The sequence below is a fragment of the Cupriavidus sp. GW823-FHT07B10 genome (genome assembly GCF_058794355.1).
This window is the reverse complement of sequence record NZ_JBXAGS010000004.1, coordinates 163,505-188,398: the sequence shown is the minus strand read 5'-3', so window position 1 is coordinate 188,398 and position 24,894 is coordinate 163,505. Positions and strand designations below refer to the sequence as shown.

Genomic DNA, 24,894 nt, shown 5'->3' with positions numbered 1-24,894 from the left:
GGCGCGTCACTGCGCCTGGCAGACATACTCCTTGCGCAGCGCCCTGAAGCCCTGCTGGGTCGGCTCCGCCGTCAGGCGCGCGCCGCCACCGGCCAGCGGCTGCATGCGCAATACCTGCGCCGAGCACTGGCTCGCGGTTTCGTCCCGCTGGTAGCGGATCTCATACTGGCCGCCGGCAACCGGCACGAATGACACGCCCGCCGCGCAACGCAGCTCGGGCAGCGGCGGCGCCGCGGCCGAGGTCACCGCCACGTAGATGCGCCGGCCCGCCTCCACCAGCCGCTCGCGCGTGCGCGCCGGCGGCTCGGGCGAGCGCCCGGCCATGTCCAGGCTCCGGTCCCGTCCCATCGCAGACAACTGCCTGCCGGTTCCCGCCAGCACCAGCGGCCGCGCGGGCACCGGGCATTTGGCCGGATCGACCACGGTGAACGAAGTGTTGTCGTCGGTGCTGGTCAGCAGCCGCACGCTGGCGGCCGGGGCGCCGGCAGGCACCCGGTATTGCGCCACGCAGCCGGACAGCGCCACGGCGGCGGCAAGCATCGGCAACAAGGCAAGACGAGGCAGGACTGCGGACGACCGGTCATGGCGCATGGCGGCGGGCAGGTAGAACGATTGGGCCAACAGCGGACGTTGGCGGCACGATGGCGGCAAATCCGACAGGGATGCCACACGATGACGGCGCGGCCAGGCAACACGCCGCGCCCTCAAACCAACCAGCATACCTGCATCCGGCGCTTGGCGGCAGCCGCATAAACCCATGTTGAAAACCTGCGTGTGATATCCACAGAATCTGTGGATATCCTGGCCCTACATTCCCCGAAAGCCCCGGTCTGTGCGGCAACCCACCGGAGCGCCCAAATTTTAGGCAACGGGTTGCAGGCGCCCCGGAACCCGGCAACGGTGCGGCACCCCCGCCGCCAGCACGCCGTTGCGCTGCCCAGGCCACACTTCATCCCCCCGCACTCCCTTGAAGGGGGCACCGGCACCGCGTAATCTCAGTGTTACCGGGGGCTGCACTGGCGCACTTGCGCCAACTTGCCAGCCAGATAATGACAATGACACAACAAGAGCCTATCCAGGCCGGGCCGTTGCCTCGTGACCTGCTGCACGCACTGCGTGACGGCGGCTACGACGTATCGGGACTCGCGCCTGCCCCGGAATCCGATACCGACTCCGACCCCAGCGACCTCAGGCCCGCCATGCCGGCGGCCGGCCCGCAACAGGCCTGCCACGTGCTCTGCGCGGTCTACCGTGCCACCGGCGATCCAACCATCGGCCTGTGGCTGGGCAGCCGGATGCAGACCGACCTGCTCGGGCTGGCGGGCCTGACGGCCATGGCCGGGCCGTCGCTGGGCACCGCGCTGCGGCGCATCGCGCGCTACCAGAAGCTGCTCGCCGGCGACCGCATCGAACTGCGCCGCCAGGGCGACGAAGCCTGGGTCTGTATCCGCCCGAGCGATCCCGAGGCGCCCGACACCCGACCGCGCATCGACATGGAGCTGTGCTCGCTGCTGGCCTTCGGGCGCCAGTTCACGCGCAAGCCGCTGCATCCGCTGCGGGTGTCGCTGCGCATCGGCCAGCCGGACTGGCACCTGCGCTATACCGAGGCATTCGACTGCCCGGTGCGCTTTGGCGAGCCCGAAGACGCCATCGTGTTCGGCCGCCGCGACCTGGCCTTGCGCCTGGCTGCCCGCGTGCGCAGCGGACCGGCCGGCGCGGGCGCGGGCCATGCCGCGCGCGAAGCGCGGCCGGCGTCCGCGTCGCTGGACGACGTGCGCGCGGCCCTGCAGGCGCTGGCCGGCGACCGCGCCCTCAGCCTGGCCGCGGTGGCACGCCACCTGGACATCAGCGAGCGCACGCTGCAGCGCCGGCTGATGGCGGCGGGCACGAGTTTCCGCACGCTGTGTGAAGAGGCGCGCCGCGAGCTGGCTGGCGGCTACCTGGCCGGAGGCGCGATGTCGCTCGGAGAAATCGCGTTCCGGCTCGGCTTTGACGATGCCAACTCGTTCTTCCGCGCCTTCCGCCGCTGGACCGGCATGACCCCGGGCGACTACCGGCGCGCGGCGGCGCCTCCACCCGCGTAGGGCAGGCCGGCTCACCCGCCGTGGGGTTGCTCCCACGGCGGGGTGTCGCCGAAGCGCCCGGCCAGGAAATCGACAAAGGCGCGCACGCGCGGGGGCACCAGCCGCCGCTGCGGCATCACGGCGTAGATGCCGGTGTCGGCGAGCGGGTAATCGGGCAGCACCTGCACCAGCCGCCCGGCGCGCAGGTCGGCGCAGACATGCCAGGTGGAATGCAGGGCGATGCCAAAGCCCGCCAGCGCCGCATCGGACAACAGCTCGCCGGTATTGGCCTCGATCCGGCCGCGCACGCGCACGGCAATCTCCCCGCCGGCGCCGTCGCCCAGGCGCCAGACATCCTGCCGGCCCTGGCTGCCCACCAGCACCAGGCAATCGTGCCGCGCCAGGTCCTGCGGGGTGCGCGGCGTGCCGCGCCGGCGCAGGTAGTCCGGCGCGGCACACAGCAGCCGCCGGTTATTGGCCAGCCGCCGCGCGACCAGCGTCGAATCGTCCAGCGCACCGATGCGGATGGCCAGGTCGAAACCCGCGCTGACCAGGTCCAGCACGTTGTCGGTCAGGTTGACGCTGAGCGTCAGGCCGGGATGCAGCGCCAGGAATTCCGGCAACAGCGGCGAGATATAGAGCCGCCCGAACGAGGACGACGTGGTCACCCGCAGCGTGCCCGATACCCCGGTGCCGGCCTGCCGCAACGAGGTGCCCAGCGCTTCCAGGTCGGCCACCAGCGCACGCCCCTGCTCGGCCAGCACCGCGCCTTCCGGGGTGGCGTGCAGCCGCCGCGTGGTGCGATGCAGCAGGCGCACGCCCAGTTCACGCTCCAGCCGCTGCAGCCGCTGGCTGGCCACCGCCACCGACAGGTCCAGGCTGCGTGCCGCGGCGCTGATCGAACCCAGGTCGAGCACGCGCAGGAACAGGCCGATATCGCCGATCCGGTCCATGATTTTCAAGATTCCATTGAAACTGATTATGGATCATGCCGGTTTTTACTGAAGACGGAAAGGCACAGACTGCGGGCTTCCTTCCTTTTGCCGACGCATCCCCCGAACATGGCCCCCCCAGTCTCCACCAACTCCACACCCGGCGCTGCATCCGCCCGCGGCCGGCTGCCGGTTGCGCTCTACGCGCTCACCGCCGGTTCCTTCGGCATCGGCTGCGCCGAATTCGTGATCATGGGCCTGCTGCTTCAGGTTGCCGCCGACCTGCGGGTGACCATCGCCGCCGCCGGCATGCTGGTGTCCGGCTACGCGCTGGGCGTCTTCGCCGGCGCGCCGGTGCTGACCCTGCTGACGCGGCGCATGCCGCGCAAGGCCGTGCTGCTGGCGCTGATGGTGATCTACACCGTCGGCAATGCCGCCTGCGCGCTGGCGCCCGACTACACCACGCTGATGATCGCGCGCGTGCTGACCTCGCTCACGCATGGCACCTTCTTCGGCGTCGGCGCGGTGGTGGCCACCGGGCTGGTGCCGGAGGACCGCCGCGCCTCCGCGATCTCGGTGATGTTCTCCGGCCTGACGCTGGCCACGCTGCTGGGCATGCCCGCCGGCGCCTGGCTGGGCCTGCACCTGGGCTGGCGCTCGACCTTCTGGGCGATGACCGTGATCGGGCTGCTGTCGCTGGCGGTGATCGCGCTGCTGGTGCAGAAGAGCCAGGACCACGGCGCCCCCGTGGCCCTGCGCGACGAACTGGCCACCATCGGCCGCCCGCAGGTGCTGCTGGGCCTGTTGATGACGGTGCTGCAGTCGATGGGCATCTTTGCCGTGATCACCTACGTGCAGCCGCTGCTGACGCGCGTGTCCGGCTTTGGCGAGGCGGCGGTGTCACCGATCCTGCTGCTGTTCGGCGCCGGCATGATCCTTGGCAACGTGCTCGGCGGCCGCTTTGCCGACCGCACCCCGACGCGCGCGGTGCTGGCCACGCTGACCACGCTGACGCTGGTGCTGGCGGCGATGACGCTGGCCATCCACAGCCAAGTGCTGGTGGTGACCTTCGTCGGCATCCTGGGCATCGCGGCCTTTGCCACGGTCTCGCCGCTGCAGCTGCGCGTGCTGCGCCACGCCCAGGGCGCGGGACAGAACCTGGCCTCGAGCTTCAATATCGCGGCATTCAACCTGGGCAACGGCCTGGGTGCGTGGATGGGCGGCGTGGTGGTCGATCACGGACCGGGTCTGGCGGCATTGCCGTGGGTTGCGGCACTGGCGCCGATGGCTGCGCTGGGGGTGGCGCTATTCAGTGTGCGGCTGGAACTGGGGTCAGCGAAAGTAGCGCCGATTCCGGAATCGATTTGACGTTTCGCGGAACTTAGACCACAAGTCGCAGCGTCATGTCATCGGCCCGTTGGTTGGCGCCCGCGCGGTAATGCTCATTCATCCTCCGGCGAGGATTCCAGCTGTTCTAACGTTGGCAGCGCCCCGTGCAAATCTTCGGGCAGCGTTTCCGTCATTCGCACAATGTAGTCGAGGCAATAGTGCAACAACCTGTTGCACTATTGCCTCGTCTGGCCAAGCTGCAGCGAACGTCCGCATGTATTTCAGGCTTCGCGATGAAAAACCAGCCATCTCGGGGAACGATTGACGCAAATCGCCCGCAAGCCTGTCGATCACCTTTGTCCCCCAGCCTGCTGCTGTCTGCTGCGGGAGAATCGAACGCCCAAGCCTCCAGTAGAGCAGGATCAGTTCGCGGTTTACTGAAAGCGACGCGGCAAGGCGAGTACGGTGGACTTCTTCCTTGAGACGGCCCAGCCAAGCAGCATATTCGGCAGCGCCGGGCATGGCATTGCGCTGCGATGCGAGACGTTTCGACATGGCGGCCATTCTTTCATGGCGCCACAGCGGCCTGTAGGGCAAGACGCAGAAATCAGACTACTCCACTCACTCAGCCAGGCTTGCCATCGACCCGCCGCCGAATCAGGCGCGGCGCATACGCCAGCGCATAGAGGCCGAACCCGGTCACCCAGCACGCCCCGGCTCCCCACACCCAGTGCAGGTAGCCACCCGGCCAGGCCATCGGCCCGAACACCCGCAACACCGCCGCCGTGGCCACCAGCCAGTACGCCGCGGTTTCCGCACGGCCGGCCACCAGCATGCGGCCGGTGTGACCCAGTGCGGTGCGCGTGATCATGGCGATGATCGCCACGCCAAGCACGCCGACAGTGAAGGCATGCGTCGCCAGCCCCGCCATCACCAGCCCCAGCGCACCCAGCGCCTGCAGCAGCAGCGCCACCGGCAGCCACGCATAGGCCAGGTGCAGCACCCACAGGATCGGCCGGTTGCCTACCGCATGGCTGCGCCAGCCAGCCACGCGCACGGCCAGCACCGCCGCGGCCAGCAATGACAGCGCCGCCGCCAGCCAGACCGGCAAGGGCAGCACCCCCGCAGCCAGTCCCAGCACCGCGGCCGGCACCACCATGCGCTCCACCTGCCGGTATTGCCGCAGGCGGAACCCCGGGATCGCGTTGGTCGTGAACATCGGGATGACGCGCCCGCCGATCACCACCACGAACAGCGTGACCAGCGCCACGCCCGCGCGGCAGGCCAGCATCGCACCGGCGTCATGGCCGCGCGCCTGCAGCCACAGGCTGGCGACATCGGCCGCGCCCAGCAGCCACAGCGCCAGGGCCAGCGGATAGTTGCGGCGGTTGCCGGCGCGGGCCAGCGTGCGCGTGAAGGCCAGCGCGGCCAGCGGCAGGAACGCGCCCTCGATCACGAAGGCCGCCGTTCCCGGCGCCACCCACATGCCCACGCGCCCGGCCAGCCACAGCAGGAACAGCGCGGCAAGCGCGGCGCCAGTGGGCGTCGGCTGGCCGGTCCAGGCCCGCCCCGCGGTGAACAGGAAGCCCACCACGATGGCCGCGGCAAAGCCGAACACCATCTCGTGCGCGTGCCAGAACATCGCCGGCATCACCGGCGCCGGGCCGACTGCGGCGGCGCCCGCCAGCATCGCCGACCACGCCGCGATGGCCAGCGCGGCGAACACCGCCCCGCCCAGGTAGAACGGCCGGAAGCCCAGTGCAAACAAGGCAAAGCCGCGCGGCGGCGGTCCGGCGGGCGCCTTGCCAGGCGGTGGCGAGCGCCGCGCGGGAAGAATGGGAATGGTGTCCATGGCTGGCTACGGGAATCGGGTGGTGCGGCGCGCGCCGGCTTCTTGATCCGGCGCACGGTCTGCCGCAGGTGCGCAAACGGATGCCATTCACGCTGACTGCACGATAGCACCGCCGCCGCGCCGGCGACCTCCGCCGGTAGAACTACCTCCAAAGGCAGGCTGCGCGCCCGCGTGCGCTGTACGGCCGGCGAATAGGCAGCACCAGTGGCGGCCCCTACTCTGGCATCACCCCCGCCAAAGTTGACACAGGAGCATGGCCATGGCCACCCACCCACGCGCGCCGGAGCCCATTGCGCCCGGCGCCGCAATCACGCTGGCGTCCAGCACTTTCGCCTTCACCATCTGCTTTGCCGTCTGGATGCTGTTCGCGGTCCTCGGCATCCCGCTCAAGCAGGAGCTTGGCCTGAGCGACACTGAATTCGGCCTGCTGGCCGCCACGCCGGTCCTCAGCGGCTCGCTGATCCGGGTGCCGCTGGGCATCTGGACCGACCGCTACGGCGGGCGCATCGTCTTCTTCGTGCTGATGCTGGCCACCGTGATCCCGATCTGGCTGATCTCGTATGCGCACACGCTGTGGCAGCTGCTGGTGCTGGGCTTGTTCGTCGGCCTGGCGGGCGGCTCGTTCTCGGTCGGCACGCCGTATGTGGCGCGCTGGTTCCCGCGCTCGCGCCAGGGGCTGGCGATGGGCATCTTCGGCGCCGGCAACTCGGGCGCGGCGCTGACCAAGTTCGTCGCGCCGGCGATGATCCTGGCCGCCGGCACCTGGACCGTGGTGCCGCGCGTGTATTCGGTGGCGATGCTGGTCACAGCGCTGCTGTTCTGGGTGTTCTCGCGCAGCAACCCGGCGCACCTGGTCAAGTCCAGCGTCGGCTGGCGCGAGCAGCTCGCCGTGATGCGCGACCCGCGCGTGTGGCGCTACTCGCAGTACTACTCGGTGGTGTTCGGCGGCTATGTCGGCCTGTCGCTGTGGATGACCAAGTACTACATCGGCGAATACGGCTTCGACATCAAGACCGCCGCCTTCCTGGCCGCGTGCTTCTCGCTGCCCGGCGGCGTGCTGCGCGCCATCGGCGGCTGGATCTCCGACCGCTACGGCGCGCACCGCACCACCTGGTGGGTGATGTGGGTGAGCTGGGTCGGCTTCTTCCTGCTGAGCTACCCGCAGACCGATTTCATCGTCCAGACCACCAGCGGCCCGCAGGGTTTTCGCATCGCGCTGACGCCCACGGTCTTCACCTTCCTGCTGTTCGTGGTCGGCATCACCTTTGCCATCGGCAAGGCCTCGGTATTCAAGTTCATCTCCAACGACTTCACGCACAACATCGGCGCGGTTTCCGGTGTGGTCGGCCTGGCTGGCGGGCTGGGCGGCTTCGTGCTGCCGGTGCTGTTCGGCATGCTGGCCGACCTGACCGGCGTGCGCAGCAGCTGCTTCATGCTGATGTACGGCACCGTGTGCGTGAGCCTGGTGTGGATGCACTACAGCCAGCGCGCTGAACGCCAGCGCAAGGCACAGGCCGTCGGCCTCACGCAGGCCGCCTGAGCGACGGCCCCTGTTACGCACAACAACCAAGGCACACTGTCATGTCCTCTTCCGTACTGACCCGCTGGGAGCCCGAGAATAAGGTCTTCTGGAAAAGCCAGGGCGAGCGCATCGCCTACCGCAACCTGTGGATCTCGATCCCGGCGCTGATGCTGGCCTTCGTGGTCTGGATGCTGTGGAGCGTGGTCGCGGTCAACCTCGACCGCGCCGGCTTCCAGTTCACCAAGAACCAGCTGTTCTGGCTGACCGCGCTGCCGGCGCTGTCCGGCGCCACGCTGCGCATCTTCTATTCGTTCCTGGTGCCGGTGTTCGGCGGGCGGCGCTTCACCGCGATCTCCACCGCACTGCTGCTGATCCCGGCGCTGGGCATGGGCTTCGCGCTGCGCGACCCGTCCACCGGCTATCCGACGCTGCTGGTGCTGGCGCTGCTGTGCGGACTGGGCGGCGCCAACTTCAGCTCCTCAATGGCCAATATCAGCTTCTTCTTCCCCAAGGCGAAGAAGGGGCTGGCCACCGGGCTGAACGCGGGCATCGGCAACCTCGGCGTGTCGGTGGTGCAGTTCGTCACGCCGCTGGTGGTGTCGATCGCAGTGTTCGGCGCGCTCGGCGGCGAGCCGCAGCAGTACACGGCCAACGGCGCCACGCATGACCTGTGGCTGCAGAACGCGGGCTTTGTCTGGGTGCCGTTCATCATCGTGTCGGCACTGGCGGCGTGGTTCGGCATGCATGACATCGCGGATGCCAAGGCATCGTTTGCCGAGCAGGCGGTGATCTTCAAGCGCAAGCACAACTGGCTGATGTGCTGGCTGTACGTGGGCACCTTCGGTTCGTTCATCGGCTTCTCGGCGGGGCTGGCGCTGCTGACCAAGTCGCAGTTCCCCGGCGTCAATCCCACCGCTTATGCCTTCCTGGGGCCGCTGGTAGGCGCGCTGACGCGTCCCGTGGGTGGCTGGATCTCCGACAAGCTGGGCGGCGCGCGGGTCACGCTGTGGACCTTCGTCGGCATGATCGCCGCGGTGTTCGCGGTGCTGGCGGCGCTGCCGCATGACGGCGCCGGCGGCAACTTCACATTCTTCCTGGCCGCTTTTATCGCGTTGTTCGCGCTGACCGGCATCGGCAACGGTTCGACCTTCCGCATGATTCCGGTGATCTTCCTGACCGAGCGCCAGCGCGCTGCCGCGGGCAAGGGCGACGCGGCACAGAAGCAGGCATTGCAGGACGCCGGCAAGGAATCCGCCGCGGTGCTGGGCTTCTCCGGTGCGATCGGCGCCTACGGCGGCTTCTTTATCCCCAAGAGCTTCGGCACCTCGCTGGAGTTGACCGGCGCCGCCGACGCCGCGCTGTATTGCTTTATCGCCTTCTACCTCAGCTGCGTGCTGGTGACGTGGTGGCACTACGCGCGCCGCAACGCGCCCATGCCCTGCTGACCCTGTCACCAGTCCCGCCGGCCGGGCTAGTTCTTCCGAACTAGTCCCGTGCCCGGCGCCTAGCCCGATCGCCATGCGGCGGCTGTTCCACCAGCGAATTGGCTGCCGCCCGCCTCCCCCATAAGCTGAGAGTGTCCCTGCAAAGCTCCTGAAACCACCGGAGCGCCCGCAGCAAAGCACTCGCGGAGAACAAAGCAATGAGTCATTTCCTGGATCGACTGAAGTTCATGTCGCGCGTCAAGTCCACCTATGCGGATGGCCACGGCGCGGTGGTGAACGAAGACCGCAAGTGGGAAGACGGCTATCGCAGCCGCTGGCAGCACGACAAGATCGTGCGCTCGACCCACGGCGTGAACTGCACCGGCTCCTGCTCGTGGAAGGTCTACGTGAAGAATGGCCTGATCACGTGGGAAACCCAGCAGACCGACTACCCGCGCACGCGCCCGGACCTGCCCAACCATGAGCCGCGCGGCTGCCCGCGCGGGGCCTCGTACAGCTGGTACGTCTACTCCGCGCAGCGCGTCAAGTACCCGATGATCCGCGGCCGCCTGATGGAGATGTGGCGCGAGGCCCGCAAGACCATGGACCCGATCGCCGCGTGGGAATCGATCAGCCAGGATCCGAAAAAGGCCGCGCGCTACAAGAGCGTGCGCGGCCAGGGCGGCTTCGTGCGCGCCGACTGGAACACCGCCACCGAGATCATCGCCGCGGCCAACGCCTTTACCGTGAAGAAATTCGGCCCGGACCGCGTGATCGGCTTCTCGCCGATCCCGGCCATGTCGATGGTGTCGTATGCCGCCGGCGCACGCTACCTGAGCCTGCTCGGCGGCGCCTGCCTGTCGTTCTACGACTGGTACTGCGACCTGCCGCCGGCCAGCCCGCAAGTGTGGGGGGAGCAGACCGACGTGCCGGAATCGGCCGACTGGTACAACTCCACCTACCTGATGGTGTGGGGCTCGAACGTGCCGCAGACCCGCACGCCCGACGCGCACTTCTACACCGAGGTCCGCTACAAGGGCACCAAGACCGTGGCGGTGTCATCCGACTTCGGCGAGATGGTCAAGTTCGGCGACATCTGGCTGGCGCCGAAGCAAGGCACCGACGCCGCACTGGCGATGGCCATGGGCCACGTCGTGCTGAAGGAATTCCACGCCAGCGGCAAGTCCGCCTACTTCCGCGATTACGTGAAGCAGTACACCGACATGCCGATGCTGGTGCTGCTGCGTGACAACCAGGGCACGCTGGTGCCCGACCACTTCCTGCGCGCCTCGCACCTGGCCGATAACCTCGGCGAAGCCAACCATCCCGAGTGGAAGACCCTGCTGGTCGACGACGCCACCGGCGAGATCGTCGCGCCCAACGGCTCGATCGGCTTCCGCTGGGGCGAAGGCGCCCACAACGGCGGCGAGAAGGTCGGCCGCTGGAACCTGGAGATGAAGGACGGCGGCAGCGGCCGCCCGGTCGAGCCGCGCCTGTCGCTGCTCGGCAAGGAAGACGAGGTGGTGGAAGTGGGCTTCCCCTACTTCGGCGGCGAACGCGATGAACTGCTGCGCCGCCGCGTGCCGGCACGCCGGCTGACGCTGGCCGATGGCAGCACTGCGCTGGTGGCGACCGTGTATGACCTGCAGATGGCCAACTACGGCGTGGATCAGGGACTCGGCGGGCCGAACGTCGCCGCCTCGTACGACGATGACGTGCCCTACACCCCCGCCTGGCAGGAAAAGCACACCTCCGTCCCGGCCCGCCTGGTGACGCAGGTTGCGCGCGAATTCGCCGACAACGCCGACCGCACGCAAGGCAAGAGCATGGTCATCGTTGGTGCCGCGCTCAACCACTGGTACCACAACGACATGATCTACCGCGGCATCATCAACCTGCTGATGATGTGCGGCTGCATCGGCAAGAGCGGCGGCGGCTGGGCCCACTACGTCGGCCAGGAAAAGCTGCGCCCGCAGTTCGGCTGGGCCCCGCTCGCCTTCGGCCTGGACTGGTCGCGCCCGCCGCGCCAGATGAACGGTACTTCGTTCTTCTACAACCACACCAGCCAGTGGCGCCACGAGAAGCTGGCCGTCGACGAGATCCTGTCGCCGACTGCCGACCGCAAGCGCTATGACGGCCTGTCGCTGCTGGACCTGAACGCGAAGTCCGAACGGATGGGCTGGCTGCCGTCGGCCCCGCAACTGGGCACCAATCCGCTCGACGTGGTCGATGCGGCCGAGCGCGCCGGACAGGACCCGGTCGCCTACACGGTCGAGCAACTGAAGTCCGGCAAGCTGCAGTTCGCCTGCGACGATCCCGACAACCCGGCCAACTTCCCGCGCAATATGTTCGTGTGGCGCTCCAACATCCTGGGCAGCTCGGGCAAGGGGCATGAGTACTTCCTGAAGTACCTGCTGGGCACGCAGAACGCCGTGTTCGGCGACGAGAACGACGCGATCAAGCCAAGCGAAGTCAACGTGCGCCCGGCCGCCGAAGGCAAGCTGGACCTGCTGACTGTGCTGGATTTCCGCATGAGCACCACCTGCCTGTACGGCGACATCGTGCTGCCCACCGCCACCTGGTACGAGAAGGACGACCTCAACACCTCCGACATGCACCCGTTCATCCACCCGCTGTCCGAAGCCGTGCAGCCGCTGTGGGAAAGCAAGACCGACTGGGAGATCTACAAGGCCATCGCGAAGAAATTCAGCGAGATCGCCGGGCCCTATCTCGGCACGCGCAAGGACCTGGTGTGCACGCCGCTGCTGCACGACACCCCGGGCGAACTCGGCCAGCCGTTCGAACCGAAGGACTGGAAGGCCGGCGAGTGCGACCTGGTCCCCGGCAAGACCGCGCCGTCGATGACCGTGGTCGAACGCAACTACGCCGACATCTACAAGAAATTCACCTCGATCGGGCCGCTGCTGGACAAGCTCGGCAATGGCGGCAAGGGCATCAACTGGAACACCCAGCATGAAGTCAAGGAGATCGGCCAGCTCAGCCACACCGTCAAGGAGCCCGGCGTCAGCCAGGGCCGCCCGCGGCTGGAGAGCGCGATCGATGCCGCCGAGATGATCCTGACCTTCGCGCCCGAGACCAACGGCCATGTCGCCGTCAAGGCATGGGAGGCGCTGTCGAAGATCACCGGCCGCGACCACACCCACCTGGCCGAAGGCCGCGAGCACGACAAGATCCGCTTCCGCGACGTGCAGGCGCAGCCGCGCAAGATCATCTCCGCGCCGACCTGGTCGGGCCTGGAATCGGAAGAGGTCAGCTACAACGCCGGCTACACCAACGTGCACGAGCTGATCCCCTGGCGCACGCTGACCGGCCGCCAGCAGTTCTGGCAGGACCACCGCTGGATGCTGGACTTCGGCGAAGGCGCGTGCGTGTACAAGCCGGCCATCGACACCAAGACGGTGGCGCCGATGCTGGGCAAGAAGCCCAACGGCAACCCGGAGCTGGTGCTGAACTGGATCACGCCGCACCAGAAGTGGGGCATCCACTCCACCTACTCGGACAACCTGCGCATGCTGACGCTGTCGCGCGGCGGCCCGCACGTGTGGATCTCGGAAACCGAGGCCAAGGCAAACGGCATCCGCGACAACGATTGGGTGGAAGTGTTCAACGTCAACGGCACGCTGACCGCCCGCGTGGTGGTGTCGCAGCGCGTACCCAAGGGCATGTGTCTGATGTACCACGCCCAGGAAAAAATCGTGAACGTGCCCGGCGCCGAGACCAGCGGCATGCGCGGCGGCATCCATAACTCGGTCACGCGCGCCGTGACCAAGCCCACTCACATGATCGGCGGCTACGCGCAGCTGGCCTACGGCTTCAACTACTACGGCACCGTGGGCAGCAACCGCGACGAGTTCGTGATCCTGCGCAAGATGAAGAGGGTCGACTGGCTGGAAGGGCCGCTCGTGGAAAAGACTAAGGAAGGAGCCTCGCAATGAAGATCCGTGCCCAGGTGGCCATGGTGCTGAACCTCGACAAGTGCATCGGCTGCCATACCTGCTCCGTGACCTGCAAGAACGTCTGGACCAGCCGCGACGGTGTCGAGTACGCGTGGTTCAACAACGTCGAGACCAAGCCCGGCATCGGCTACCCCAAGGAATGGGAGAACCAGGACAAGTGGCAGGGTGGCTGGAAGCGCAACGCCGACGGCACGCTGGAGCCGCGCCAGGGCGGCAAGCTGAAGATCCTGGCGAACCTGTTCGCCAACCCCAACCTGCCGCAGATCGACGAGTACTACGAGCCCTTCACCTACGACTACGAGCACCTGCAGAAGGCGCCGCTGGTGCAGACCCCGCCCACCGCGCGCCCGGTCTCGGTGCTGACGGGCCGCAAGATGGAGAAGATCGAGTGGGGCCCGAACTGGGAAGACGACCTCGGCGGCGAGTTCAGCTCGCGCGGTCGCGACAAGCTCTTCGACGACGTGCAGAAGGAGATGTACTCGACCTTCGAGAACACCTTCATGATGTACCTGCCGCGCCTGTGCGAGCACTGCCTGAACCCGGCCTGCGTGGCCTCGTGCCCGTCGGGCTCGATCTACAAGCGCGAGGACGACGGCATCGTGCTGGTCGACCAGGACAAGTGCCGCGGCTGGCGCATGTGCATCTCGGGCTGCCCGTACAAGAAGATCTACTTTAACTGGCAGAGCGGCAAGGCCGAGAAGTGCCTGTTCTGCTATCCGCGCATCGAGGCCGGCCAGCCCACGGTCTGCTCCGAGACCTGCGTCGGCCGCATCCGCTACCTCGGCGTGATGCTGTACGACGCCGACCGCATCGAGCAGGCGGCGTCGGTGGCCGATGAGCGCGACCTGTACCAGTCGCAGCTCGACGTCTTCCTCGATCCGCACGACCCGGCGGTGCAGGCCGAGGCGCTGCGCCAGGGCATCCCGCAAACCTGGCTCGATGCCGCGCGCAAGTCGCCGGTCTACAAGATGGCATGCGAGTGGAAGATCGCCTTCCCGCTGCACCCGGAGTACCGCACCCTGCCGATGGTCTGGTATGTCCCGCCGCTGTCGCCGATCCAGTCCGCGGCCGAGGCCGGCCACATGGGCATGAACGGCGTGATCCCGGACGTGAAGAGCCTGCGCATCCCGGTGAAGTACCTGGCCAACCTGCTGACCGCGGGCGACGTGATGCCGGTACTGTCCGCGCTGGACCGCATGCTGGCGATGCGCGCCTACAAGCGCTCGCAGGTGGTGGACGGCGTGCAGGACCTGGGGGTGCTGGAGCAGGTGGGCCTGACGCCCGCGCAGGTCGAGGACATGTACCAGACCATGGCCATCGCCAACTACGAGAACCGCTTCGTGATCCCGTCCTCGCACAAGGAGATGGTCGAGGACAGCTTCAACGACAAGGCCAGCTGCGGCTTCACCTTCGGCAACGGCTGCTCGGGCGGCGCCTCGGACGGCTCGCTGTTCGGCAAGAAGCCACAGGGCAGCGTCCACTTCGCCGACATGCCCAAGTCGCGCAAGAAGGCAGTGATGAGCTGATGCCTGCCACGAACCGCACGGAGAACAACATGCCCCTCTATCCCATCCTCAGCGCCCTGCTCGGCTATCCCGAGCAGGAACTGCTCGACGCCCTGCCCGAGATCGATGCCGCGCTGGCCGAATGGCCGCAGGCGTGCGAGCTGCTGGCCCCCGTGACCGGGCTGCTGCGCAGCGAGTCGCTGATCGCGCTGCAGGAGAACTACGTCGCCACCTTCGACCGCAACCCGGCGCACTCGCTGCACCTGTTCGAGCACGTGCACGGCGAAAGCCGCGACCGCGGCCAGGCCATGGTCGACCTGATCGACGAATACCGGCGCGAAGGCTTTGAACCCGCCGCGTCCGAGCTGCCCGACTACGTGCCGCTGTTCCTGGAGTTCCTCGGCGCGCTGGTGGCCGACGGCAAGGAAGCGCGCGCCGAGCAATTGCTGGGCGACGCGATCCACGTGCTGGCCGCGATCGGCGAGCGCCTGGCGCGCAACGGAAGCCCGTACGCCGGCGTGTTCGCGGTGCTGCGCACGCTGACCGACGTGCAGCCGCAACCGCAGCAGGAGCCGCCGGTGCGGGATATGGATGAAGCGCTGGAGACCTTCGGGCCGGGGGCTGATGGCGTGGAGCCGTTGCTGGCGCCGCAAGGCGGGCCGCAGGCGGTGAAGTTCTATCCGCGCGATCCGCGTGTCAGGGCGCCAATGCCGGCTGCCTGCTGACTCCTCATGCGGACCCGCGGTGTTCTCCCCTCTCCCGCTTGCGGGAGAGGGGCGGGGGAGAGGGCAGGAGCTTCCACGAAGCGCCGGTGCTTAAACCACCCCTCTCCCCTACCCCTCTCCCGCTGAGGGGAGAGGGGAACACAGTTGGCAATTGAGACGACCGAACCTGCCTCAAAGGCAGCTACAGAACAAACACCATGGCAACCCTCCACCAATTCCTCTACGGCATCTATCCGTACATCGCTGCCGCCATCTTCCTGTTCGGCAGCCTGGCCCGCTTCGAGCGCGAGCAATACACCTGGAAGACCGACAGCTCGCAGGTGCTGTACCGCGGCAACCTGCGCACCGGCAACATCCTGTTCCACGTCGGCATCCTCGGCCTGTTCTTCGGCCACCTGGTCGGCCTGCTGACGCCGGTGGCGGTGTGGGATGCGCTGGGTGTCGCGCACGGCTTCAAGCAGGCCGTGGCAATGGCCGCGGGCGGCGTGATGGGCACCATGTGCCTGGCCGGACTGCTGATCCTGCTGCACCGCCGCCTGACCAACGCTCGCGTGTCGGCCGTGACCCGCACCGGCGACAAGGTGCTGCTGCTGTGGCTGCTGGTGACGCTGCTGCTGGGCCTGTCCACCATCTTCGAATCCGCCAGCCACATGGACGGCCACATGATGGTGCAACTGATGACCTGGGCCCAGCACCTCGTCACGCTGCGCGGCGACGCCGCCAGCTATATCGCCGATGCGCCGCTGCTGTTCAAGGCGCACCTGTTCATGGGCATCACGCTGTTCGCGATCTTCCCGTTCACGCGGCTGGTGCATGTGTGGAGCGGCTTCGCCTCGGTCGGCTATCTCGGCCGCGCCTGGCAACTGGTGCGCAGCCGCTGAGCGCCGCCACCCGACAAGGAGAAACAGCATGCCTGTCACCGTCAACGGCGTGGAACTGCGCGACGCCGATATCGAACGCGAGCTGGACCACCATCACGATGCCGCCAACCCGGCGCGGCTGGCCACCATCTCGGCCATCCTGCGCCAACTGGTGCGCACCGAAGCCGACCGCATCGGCCTTGCCGCCGAAGGACTGGACGACGACGCCCTGGCGCTGGCCCTGCTGGAACGCGAGGCCGGCATCCCCGAGCCCGACGAAGCCAGCTGCCGCCGCCACTACGACAGCCGCCCCGAGCGCTTTCGCGACGGCGAATGGGTCGAGGCCGACCATATCCTGTTCCAGGTCACGCCGCGCGTGCCGCTGGACGCGCTGCGCGAGATCGCCGCGCAGACGCTGGCACTGGTGCGCGGCGATCCTTCCACCTTTCCCGAGCACGCCCGCGCGCTGTCCAACTGCCCGAGCGGCGCCAACGGCGGCCGCCTTGGCCGCGTGTTCCGCGGCGAGACCGCGCCGGAATTCGAGCGCGCGCTGTTCGCGGCGCAGCAGGACGGCGTGCTGCCGCATTTGCTTGAAACCCGTTATGGCCTGCATATCGTGCGCGTACTGGAACGCTGCCCCGGCACGCGCCTGCCCTTCGATGCGGTGCGCGGCGACATTGCCCGCGCCCTGGCCAGTGCCGCGCGCGACCGAGCCTGGAAGCAGTACGCCAGCCTGCTGATCGGGCGCGCGCGCATCGAAGGCATCGAGCTGGAGGGCGCCGACAGCCCGCTGGTGCAGTAGCGCCTGGATGCCGCCATGCATCACATCGAACAACTGCTCAAAGGTTTCGAACGCTTCCAGCAACGCTATTTCGACGACGAGCCCGGGCTGTTCGACACGCTGCGCACCGGCCAGCGCCCGCCCACGCTGCTGATCGGCTGCAGCGATTCACGCGTCGATCCTGGCCTGCTGCTGGGCTGCGATCCGGGCGAGCTCTTTACCGTGCGCAATATCGGCAACCTGGTGCCACCGTGCACCGGCCGCCATGAAGGCAGCCTGCACGGCGTATGCGCGGCGATCCAGTTTGCCGTGCAGCAGCTGCGCGTGGCCCGCATCATCGTGATGGGCCACGGCGGCTGCGGCGGCATCCGCGCCTTGCTGGCGCAGCCGGCCGACGCCGGCGACCATGCGCCCGACGAAAGCGAAGACCCCGACTACATCGGCGCCTGGGTGCGCATCGCGGCACCGGCGCGCAGGCAGGTGGAGGAAGCCCTGGCCGCGGCCAGCGCCGCCGAGCGCCAGCGCGCCTGCGAACAGGCGGCGATCCTGGTGTCGCTGCGCAACCTGCAGACTTTCCCGTTCGTGCGGCGCGCACTGGAGGCCGGCACGCTGACGCTGCACGGCTGGTATTTCGACCTGCAGGCCGGCGCGCTGCTGGCCTATTCGCAGCGTGCCGACAGCTTCCTGCCGCTGGTGTGCCCGCTGCCCGCCCAAACTGAACTCCGCGAACCCTGCGAACCCTGACCCCATGCATCCCTTCATCCTTGGCATTACCGGCACCTCCGGCAGCGGCAAGACCACGCTGATCACGGCACTGCTGCCGTGGTTCCGCGCACAGGGCCTGACCGTCAACGTGATCAAGCACAGCCATCATCCGCTCGAACTGGAGCCGCCGGGCAAGGACAGCGCGCGCTTTCGCGGCGCCGGCGCGGCCGAGGTGATGGTGGCATCGCCCTATCGCTTCGCCATCGTGCGCGAACTGGCCGACGAGGCCGAGCCGACGCTGGCCGAGCAGGTGGCGCGCCTGCGGCCGGCCGATATCACGCTGGTGGAAGGCTTCCGGCGCGAGGCGATTCCGCGCATCGAGGTCTACCGGCCGGCGCACGGGCGCGCGCCCTACTACCCGGGCGACCCTTCGATCGTCGCGCTGGCCACCGACGCGCGCATGGACTCGGTACTGCCTTGCATGGCCCTTGACGACATTGCACAGGTGGGGGGCTTCATCCTCGCCATGAAGGACGAGGCGGGGGCGGCGAGCGCGGCCGCCGCGTTCAGTCGCTCGCGCGACGGTGCAACGGCCAGATGACGTTCACGGCCTCGCCGTCGTTGCGGTAGGCGTGGCAGGTGTCCAGTATCCAGGGCCGGGGTACGGGCTCGTCTCCCGCCAGCTTGGCATGCCACGGCGACTGTTCGCGCTGCACCGACATGATGGTCTGCATCGCGGTGGTGGCCAGCGGCCCCAGCAGCTCGGTCAGGTGGGTACAGCCCTTGGCGCCCCCCAGGCGCGCCCTGGCCTGCTGCCGGAAGCCGCCGCCGATGCGCAGGCCCTCGAGCTGCCGATAGGCGGCGTTGATCTCCGCGCAGTATGGCGTCGGTCCGGTCTCGGTGCGGGCCTCGAAGCGCCGGATCACCAGGTCCGCGCCGATCGTCATGCACAGGCGCATCTGGTGAATGAAGCCCCCGTCGGGCACGCTGACAAAGGGCAGTTCGGTGGCGTCGGCGGAAATATCATCCATATCGGCCTCGATGTCATAGAGGCCATCGTCGCGCAGATAGCCGCGGCATTCGATCTGGCGGGTGTGACGCAGCGTGCGTCCGGGTTGGGGCGTGGGGGCTGTTTCCATGCGTGTGTCCGTCGGGCTTCTAATATTGCCGGTCATGATGGACGCTAGCGGCGCCGGAATCGCCCCCCAGTATCGGGTGGCGCGGCTCCGGTGCCGCGCAGGATCGCCGCCAGATGGCTACCAGCTGCTGTCCGAGCTGCCCGCGCCGGAGGCACGGTGGCTGGCAAAGTGTTCCAGCAGGAAGTCCACCAGCGCCCGCACCTTGTCCGGGCGATGGTTGCGCGCCGGGAACACCAGATGGATATCCGCGGGCGCGAACTGCCATTGGGGCAGCACCCGGCGCAGGGCGCCGCTGCGCAGGGGCTCCGCAACATCCCACTCGGAGCGCACGATCAGGCCCTGGCCATCGAGCGCCCAGGCCAGCGCCGATTCCCCGTCATTGGTGCTCATGGTGCCGCGGACCTTGATGGTCTCCTGCTGCGCGCCATGGCGCAGGTGCCAGGTGCCGAAGGTCTCGTCGGCTTCGCGGATGAAGATGCAGTTGTGCCGCGCCAGCTCGCGCGGGCTCGATGGCTCGCCCCGCGCTTCCAGGTAGGACGGCGCGGCACAGAGCAGGCGGCGGTTGTTGGCCAGCAGGCGCGCCGTCAGGCGCACGTCCGGCATCTCGCCAAAGTGGATCATGGCGTCCAGGCCCTGCTCGACCAGGTTCAGGGGCCGGTCGGTCAGGTAGAGCTGGACCTCGATATTCGGACAGCGGCGCGAGAACCCCGACAGCGCCGGCGCGATATGCCGCCGTCCGAAGCCGAGCGTGGCGCCGATCTTCAGCAAGCCGTGCGGGGTGCTGCCGGTGCCCGCGATCGATCGCTCCAGCGCCTCCATCTCCGCGAGGATCCGCGCTCCCTCCACCAGATAGCTCTCCCCTTCCGGCGTCAGGCTGATGCGGCGCGTGGTCCGGTGCAGCAACCGGACGCGCAGCCGTGCCTCCAGCCCCGCCAGCCGCTTGCTGACGGCGGGCGGCGTCACGCCAAGCTCCTGCGCGGCGCCGGTCAGGCTGCCCTGCTTGTTGATGCACGCAAAGAACGCGACGTCCGAGAGGTTATCCATTGGTGAATACCAGGAAACAAAGAAGTAACTGAGTTTAAATTATGTGCCCATAGGTGAATGATACGATGGTTTCCATAACGATTCCTAAACCAGGAGACACCCATGAAAGTTGCCCACCTCACGGCCTTGCTGCTGTGTGCCGCGTCGATCGGCACGGCCGCGGCGCAGTCCTATCCCCAGCGCCCGGTGCGTCTGGTCGTGCCGTACGCCCCGGGCGGCAGTGCCGACATCGCCGCCCGCCTGGTCTCGGATGCCTGGTCGAAGAGCCTGGGCGGCACCATCGTGGTCGAGAACCGTGCCGGCGCCGGCGGCAATATCGGCGTCGATGCCGTGGCCAAGGCCGCCGCCGACGGCTACACCATCGGCCTGCAGACGGTGTCCCTGGCCATCAACCCGGGTCTGTTCCCGCGCATGCCGTATGACACGCTGAAGGACCTGGCCCCGATCGGCATGGTCGCCAGTTCGCAGCACGTGCTGGTGGTCAACAACAACGTGCCCGCCAGGAACCTGCAGGAACTGATCGCCGCTGCCAGGGCCACGCCGGGCAAGCTGACCTACGGGTCCGCGGGCAACGGCAGCACCTTCCATATGTCGGCCGAGCTGTTCAAGTCAGTGGCCAACGTCTCCATCGTCCACGTGCCGTACCGCGGCGGCGGCCCGGCCCTGGTCGACACCATCGCGGGCCAGGTCGACATGAGCTTCCCGGTGATCTCGGCCGCGCAGCAGCATGTGCAGGGCGGCAAGCTCAAGGCGCTCGCCGTCACCGGCAGCAAGCGCGCGCCGCAGTTGCCCAATGTGCCGACCGCGGCCGAGGCGGGCCTGCCCGGCTATGCCTTCGAGACCTGGTTCATGGTGTTTGCCCCGGCCGGCACGCCCAGGCCCGTGATCGACAAGCTGAACGCGGCGCTGAACACCGCGCTGGCCGCGCAGGCAACCCGTGAGCGCATGCTCAAGGAAGGCTTCGAGCCCACCCCGACCACGCCCGAGGCCGCGCGCCAGCGCCTGGAAAAGGAGATGCCCGTGTGGGCCAACCTGATCAGGCAGCGCGGCATCACCGCGGAATAACGACAGACAAGGCAGTTGCCATGACCCCCAAGACGCTATACCAGAAGCTGGTCGACTCCCATACCGTGGCCAGGCTCGACGACGACAATGTGCTGTTGTACTGCGACCTGCACCTGATGAACGAGTACACCAGCCCGCAGGCCTTCGCCGGGCTGCATGAACAGGACCGCGGCGTGCTGGTGCCCGGACAGAACGTCTCGGTGGTCAGCCATATCATCCCGACGCACCCCACCGCGATCCGCGTGATCGCGGATCCGGCCTCGGCGCTGCAGGCCACCAACCTGCGTGCCAACTGCGAGCGGCACGCGATCCCGCTGTTCGACACCAACGACACGCTGCAGGGCATCGAGCATGTGATCGCGCCCGAGCACGGCATGATCCGGCCGGGCATGGTGGTGATCTGCGGCGACAGCCATACCACCACCTACGGTGCGCTCGGCGCGCTCGGCTTCGGCATCGGCACCTCCGAGGTCGAGCATGTGCTGGCCACCCAGACGCTGGTCTACCGGATGGCCAGGACCATGCGCATCCGCGTGGACGGCAAGCTGCCCGCCGGGACCACCGCCAAGGACCTGATCCTCAGGATCATCGGCGCGATCGGCGCGCAAGGTGCACGCGGCTATGTGGTGGAGTACTGCGGATCGGCGATCCGCGACCTGAGCATCGAGGCCCGCTTCACGCTGTGCAATATGACTGTGGAGGCCGCGGCGCGCGGCGCGCTGATCGCGCCGGACGCGGTCGCCACGGACTATGTGCTGCGCCGCGCCGTGGATATCGAAGGCCCGCAGCGCGACGCCGCGCTCAGCTACTGGGCGACTCTCCAAAGCGATGCGGACGCCGTGTTCGACATGGACTTCGTGTTCGACGCAAGCGAGATCGAGCCCTACGTCACCTGGGGCACCAGCCCGGACCAGGTACTGCCGGTTTCCGGCCAGATCCCGTTCCCGGAAGACCAGCTCGACGAGGCCGAGCAGCGCTCGGTCGAGCGCGCGCTGGCGTACACGCACCTGCAACCGGGCGCCGCGCTGGCAGGCACGCCGATCCAGCACGTCTTCATCGGCTCCTGCACCAACGGCCGCATCGAGGACCTGCGCGCGGTGGCCAGCGTGGTGCGCGGCCGCAAGGTGGCCGCGGGGGTCAGGGCCATGGTGGTGCCCGGGTCGGGCGCGGTCAAGGCCCAGGCCGAGCGCGAGGGCCTGGCCGAAGTCCTCACCGCCGCCGGCTTTGAATGGCGACAACCGGGCTGCTCGATGTGCCTGGCCATGAACGACGACGTGCTCGCCGACGGCGTGCGCTGCGCTTCCACCACCAACCGCAATTTCGAGGGCCGGCAGGGGCGCGGTGCCATCACCCACCTGATGAGCCCGGCCATGGCCGCTGCGGCCGCCGTCACCGGCGTCATCACCGACGTCCGCAAGCTGGAGATCACCCATGCCTGAACCCACCTGCATCGCCGGCAAAGGCGCCGCCATCCGCTTCGAGAACCTCGATACCGACCAGATCATCCCCAAGCAGTTCCTGCGCGGGATCGACAAGTCGGGGCTGGCCGAGGGCATTCTCTACGACCACCGCTTCGACGCCAGCGGCGCGCCGCGCCCTGGCTTCGTGCTGAACCGGCCCGAGTACGCCGGCGCCAGCATCCTGGTGAGCGGCGCCAACTTCGGCTGCGGCTCCAGCCGCGAGCACGCCGTCTGGGGCCTGCAGCAATTCGGCATCCGCGCCGTGATTGCGCCGAGCTTCGGCGAGATCTTCTATTCGAACGCGATGAACAACCGGCTGCTGCTGGTGATGCTGCCACGCGAGGTGATCGGGCCGTTGATGAACGACGTGGATGCGGACGCGGCCAACACCATCAGCATCGATGTCGAGGCGATGCGCGTGCGCACGCCCTCCGGCGACTACGCCTTCGAGCTGTCGGCACGGCACCGCCGCATGTTTATCGAAGGGCTGGACATGATCGGCCTGTCGCTGCGGCAGCGCGGCGAGATCGAGCAGTTCATCCAGCAATACCGGAGCGCGTTCCCGTGGACAACGAACGTGGCCAGGCGCACGCGCGACCGCCTGAGCGCGACCTGAAGCCTGCCCTGCAAGCGCGTCGCCTCCGCGGCGCGCTTGCCCCGCTGCAAACGACAAGGATCAACACCACCCCACACTTCGTTCCCGCACCGCCGCCACCGTTTGATGCCAGTCAATTCCATGTCGTCAGTGTGTCCGCATGATTTCCACACGACGACAGGTGCCCGCCACGCAGGCATGGGCACCGCGAAACAGCTTTCCTCACCGCTGATCCACGGCACCCATGAAAGCAAAAAACTGGCTGTACCCGGCAATCGCGGCATTGCCGCTCTCACTCTGGCTCGGGCTGCCACATGCAGCCACCAAGGCAGAACCGAAGGCGGAACCGAAAGCCGCCATCCCCACCCTCACTGCCGCTGAGTTCGACCACGCCCGGCAGATCTACTTCGAGCGCTGCGCCGGCTGTCACGGCGTGCTGCGCAAGGGCGCGACCGGCAAGGCGCTGACGCCGGACATCACCCGCGCACGCGGCACCGAGTACCTGAAGACCTTCATCAAGTACGGCAGCCCCGCCGGCATGCCGAACTGGGGCACCTCGGGCGATCTTACTGACCCGGAAGTCGACCTGATGGCGCGCTATATCCAGCTCGACCCGCCGACCCCGCCCGAATACTCGCTGGCCGATATCGAGAAAAGCCGCAAGGACATCCTGCCGGTGGCCCAGCGTCCGACAAAGAAGATGAACCAGTACAACCTGGACAACCTCTTCTCGGTGACGCTGCGCGATGCCGGCGAGGTCGCGCTGATCGACGGCGACAGCAAGCAGATCATCAATATCGTCAAGACCGGCTACGCGGTGCATATCTCGCGCATGTCGGCGTCCGGGCGCTACCTGTACGTGATCGGCCGCGACGCGCGGCTGGACCTGATCGACCTGTGGCTGCCCAAGCCCGATATCGTCGCGGAAGTGAAGGTCGGCATGGAGGCGCGCTCGGTCGAGACCTCCAAGTACAAGGGCTATGAAGACAAGTACGCCGTGGCCGGCTCCTACTGGCCGCCGCAGTACGTGATCATGGAAGGCGACACGCTCAAGCCGCTCAAGGTGGTCTCCACGCGCGGCATGACCGTGGACAACGAATACCACCCCGAGCCGCGCGTGGCGGCCATCGTCGCCAGCCATTTCCATCCGGAGTTCGTGATCAACGCCAAGGAGACCGGCAAGATCCTGATGGTCAACTACTCGGACTTGTCCAACCTGAAGACCACCACCATCGATTCGGCCAAGTTCCTGCATGACGGCGGCTTCGACGCCACCGGCCGCTACTTCCTGGTGGCCGCCAATGCGTCCGACAAGATTGCCGTGGTCGACACCAAGGAAGACAAGCTGGCCGCGCTGATCGACGTGGGCAAGACCCCGCATCCGGGGCGCGGCGCCAACTTCATGCATCCGAAGTTGGGCCCGGTCTGGGCCACCAGCCACCTTGGCGACGAGACCATCAGCCTGATCGGCACCGACCCGGCCGGACACCCGGCGCAGGCGTGGAAGGTGGTGCAGACCATCAAGGGCCAGGGCGGCGGCTCACTCTTCATCAAGACCCACCCGAAGTCGTCCAACCTGTGGGTCGACACGCCGCTGAACCCTGACGCCAAGCTCAACCAGTCGGTGGCGGTGTTCGACACGCGCAACCTGGAAGCCGGCTACAAGGTGCTGCCGATCGCCGACTGGGCCGGCCTGAAGGGCGCGGGCGCCAGGCGCGTGGTGCAGGCCGAGTACAACAAGGCCGGCGACGAGGTCTGGTTCTCGGTCTGGGGCACCAAGGACGGCGAGTCCGCGCTGGTGGTGGTCGACGACAAGACCCGCACGCTCAAGACCGTGATCAAGGACAAGCGCCTGATCACCCCGACCGGCAAGTTCAACGCCTATAACACGCAGCACGACGTGTACTGAGCCGGCG

21 protein-coding genes are annotated in these 24,894 nt (G+C 67.8%); 15 read left to right on the top strand and 6 right to left on the bottom strand.

Translation table 11 applies throughout. The features are described 5' to 3' along the window. Positions 1 to 6 precede the first annotated feature (6 nt). On the bottom strand, positions 7 to 621 hold the full coding sequence (locus tag AC1Q6V_RS11050) for a hypothetical protein (RefSeq protein ID WP_231881462.1): 615 nt from the start codon (positions 619 to 621) through the stop codon (positions 7 to 9). Positions 622 to 1,055: 434 nt separating this feature from the next. Here AC1Q6V_RS11050 and AC1Q6V_RS11045 point away from each other — a divergent pair, with 434 nt between their 5' ends. Further along, on the top strand, positions 1,056 to 2,084 hold the full coding sequence (locus tag AC1Q6V_RS11045; protein ID WP_231881463.1) for an AraC family transcriptional regulator: 1,029 nt from the start codon (positions 1,056 to 1,058) through the stop codon (positions 2,082 to 2,084). 11 nt (positions 2,085 to 2,095) lie between these two features. Here the strand turns inward: AC1Q6V_RS11045 and AC1Q6V_RS11040 are convergent, their stop codons facing one another. After that, positions 2,096 to 3,016 (bottom strand): LysR family transcriptional regulator, encoded by a 921-nt coding sequence (locus AC1Q6V_RS11040; protein WP_454750279.1) that lies wholly within the window; start codon positions 3,014 to 3,016, stop codon positions 2,096 to 2,098. A gap of 108 nt (positions 3,017 to 3,124) precedes the next feature. Here AC1Q6V_RS11040 and AC1Q6V_RS11035 point away from each other — a divergent pair, with 108 nt between their 5' ends. After that, on the top strand, positions 3,125 to 4,363 hold the full coding sequence (locus tag AC1Q6V_RS11035; protein WP_439672144.1) for an MFS transporter: 1,239 nt from the start codon (positions 3,125 to 3,127) through the stop codon (positions 4,361 to 4,363). Positions 4,364 to 4,441: 78 nt separating this feature from the next. On the opposite strand, the gene AC1Q6V_RS11030 is transcribed toward AC1Q6V_RS11035, so the two are convergent. Both AC1Q6V_RS11030 and AC1Q6V_RS11025 read right to left on the bottom strand, forming a co-directional pair. Beyond that, entirely contained in the window at positions 4,442 to 4,879 is a 438-nt protein-coding gene (locus AC1Q6V_RS11030) for a DUF1016 N-terminal domain-containing protein (RefSeq protein ID WP_439669384.1), read from the bottom strand. Between the two features lie 70 nt (positions 4,880 to 4,949). Further along, on the bottom strand, positions 4,950 to 6,176 hold the full coding sequence (locus tag AC1Q6V_RS11025) for an NnrS family protein (RefSeq protein ID WP_010810874.1): 1,227 nt from the start codon (positions 6,174 to 6,176) through the stop codon (positions 4,950 to 4,952). Positions 6,177 to 6,435: 259 nt separating this feature from the next. Here AC1Q6V_RS11025 and AC1Q6V_RS11020 point away from each other — a divergent pair, with 259 nt between their 5' ends. The 9 genes from AC1Q6V_RS11020 (at position 6,436) to mobB (ending at position 18,276) form a co-directional block, all read left to right on the top strand. Next, positions 6,436 to 7,716 carry an MFS transporter gene (locus AC1Q6V_RS11020; RefSeq protein WP_058697317.1) on the top strand — a complete coding sequence of 427 codons (1,281 nt, stop codon included), beginning with the start codon at positions 6,436 to 6,438 and terminating at the stop codon, positions 7,714 to 7,716. A gap of 41 nt (positions 7,717 to 7,757) precedes the next feature. Then, positions 7,758 to 9,143: a NarK family nitrate/nitrite MFS transporter gene (locus tag AC1Q6V_RS11015; RefSeq protein WP_010810872.1), complete on the top strand. Its 1,386-nt coding sequence runs from the start codon at positions 7,758 to 7,760 to the stop codon at positions 9,141 to 9,143. Positions 9,144 to 9,340: 197 nt separating this feature from the next. Continuing rightward, a complete protein-coding gene (locus AC1Q6V_RS11010) occupies positions 9,341 to 13,078 on the top strand; it encodes a nitrate reductase subunit alpha (RefSeq protein WP_010810871.1) in 3,738 nt (1,245 codons plus the stop codon). Beyond that, positions 13,075 to 14,625, top strand: a complete 1,551-nt coding sequence (gene narH, locus AC1Q6V_RS11005; protein ID WP_058697319.1) for a nitrate reductase subunit beta — start codon at positions 13,075 to 13,077, stop codon at positions 14,623 to 14,625. Before AC1Q6V_RS11010 ends, narH begins: the two co-directional genes overlap by 4 nt. 29 nt (positions 14,626 to 14,654) lie before the next feature. Beyond that, on the top strand, positions 14,655 to 15,329 hold the full coding sequence (narJ, locus tag AC1Q6V_RS11000) for a nitrate reductase molybdenum cofactor assembly chaperone (RefSeq protein ID WP_058697347.1): 675 nt from the start codon (positions 14,655 to 14,657) through the stop codon (positions 15,327 to 15,329). A 197-nt stretch (positions 15,330 to 15,526) separates the two neighbouring features. Beyond that, a complete protein-coding gene (gene narI, locus AC1Q6V_RS10995) occupies positions 15,527 to 16,210 on the top strand; it encodes a respiratory nitrate reductase subunit gamma (protein ID WP_010810868.1) in 684 nt (227 codons plus the stop codon). Positions 16,211 to 16,238: 28 nt separating this feature from the next. Further along, positions 16,239 to 16,991 (top strand): peptidylprolyl isomerase, encoded by a 753-nt coding sequence (locus AC1Q6V_RS10990; protein ID WP_010810867.1) that lies wholly within the window; start codon positions 16,239 to 16,241, stop codon positions 16,989 to 16,991. A 15-nt stretch (positions 16,992 to 17,006) separates the two neighbouring features. After that, the gene (locus tag AC1Q6V_RS10985; RefSeq protein ID WP_010810866.1) at positions 17,007 to 17,714 is read left to right on the top strand and encodes a carbonic anhydrase; all 708 of its coding nucleotides are present in this window, start codon (positions 17,007 to 17,009) and stop codon (positions 17,712 to 17,714) included. A gap of 4 nt (positions 17,715 to 17,718) precedes the next feature. After that, entirely contained in the window at positions 17,719 to 18,276 is a 558-nt protein-coding gene (mobB, locus tag AC1Q6V_RS10980) for a molybdopterin-guanine dinucleotide biosynthesis protein B (RefSeq protein ID WP_011617750.1), read from the top strand. Here the strand turns inward: mobB and AC1Q6V_RS10975 are convergent. Next, on the bottom strand, positions 18,242 to 18,814 hold the full coding sequence (locus AC1Q6V_RS10975) for a DUF2889 domain-containing protein (RefSeq protein ID WP_011617751.1): 573 nt from the start codon (positions 18,812 to 18,814) through the stop codon (positions 18,242 to 18,244). The two genes, mobB and AC1Q6V_RS10975, sit on opposite strands and share 35 nt — an antisense overlap. 117 nt (positions 18,815 to 18,931) lie before the next feature. Then, positions 18,932 to 19,858 carry a LysR family transcriptional regulator gene (locus AC1Q6V_RS10970; protein WP_010810863.1) on the bottom strand — a complete coding sequence of 309 codons (927 nt, stop codon included), beginning with the start codon at positions 19,856 to 19,858 and terminating at the stop codon, positions 18,932 to 18,934. 102 nt (positions 19,859 to 19,960) lie between these two features. Here AC1Q6V_RS10970 and AC1Q6V_RS10965 point away from each other — a divergent pair, with 102 nt between their 5' ends. From AC1Q6V_RS10965 to AC1Q6V_RS10950, 4 genes are all read left to right on the top strand, one after another. Beyond that, a complete protein-coding gene (locus tag AC1Q6V_RS10965) occupies positions 19,961 to 20,923 on the top strand; it encodes a tripartite tricarboxylate transporter substrate binding protein (protein WP_011617752.1) in 963 nt (320 codons plus the stop codon). Between the two features lie 20 nt (positions 20,924 to 20,943). Continuing rightward, positions 20,944 to 22,362 (top strand): 3-isopropylmalate dehydratase large subunit, encoded by a 1,419-nt coding sequence (gene leuC / locus AC1Q6V_RS10960; RefSeq protein ID WP_010810861.1) that lies wholly within the window; start codon positions 20,944 to 20,946, stop codon positions 22,360 to 22,362. Next, positions 22,355 to 22,999: a 3-isopropylmalate dehydratase small subunit gene (gene leuD, locus AC1Q6V_RS10955; protein ID WP_010810860.1), complete on the top strand. Its 645-nt coding sequence runs from the start codon at positions 22,355 to 22,357 to the stop codon at positions 22,997 to 22,999. The genes leuC and leuD overlap by 8 nt, the downstream gene beginning before the upstream one ends. Positions 23,000 to 23,222: 223 nt before the next feature. Further along, positions 23,223 to 24,887, top strand: coding sequence for a cytochrome D1 domain-containing protein (locus AC1Q6V_RS10950; protein ID WP_439669393.1), 1,665 nt, complete (start codon positions 23,223 to 23,225; stop codon positions 24,885 to 24,887). Positions 24,888 to 24,894: the final 7 nt, after the last annotated feature.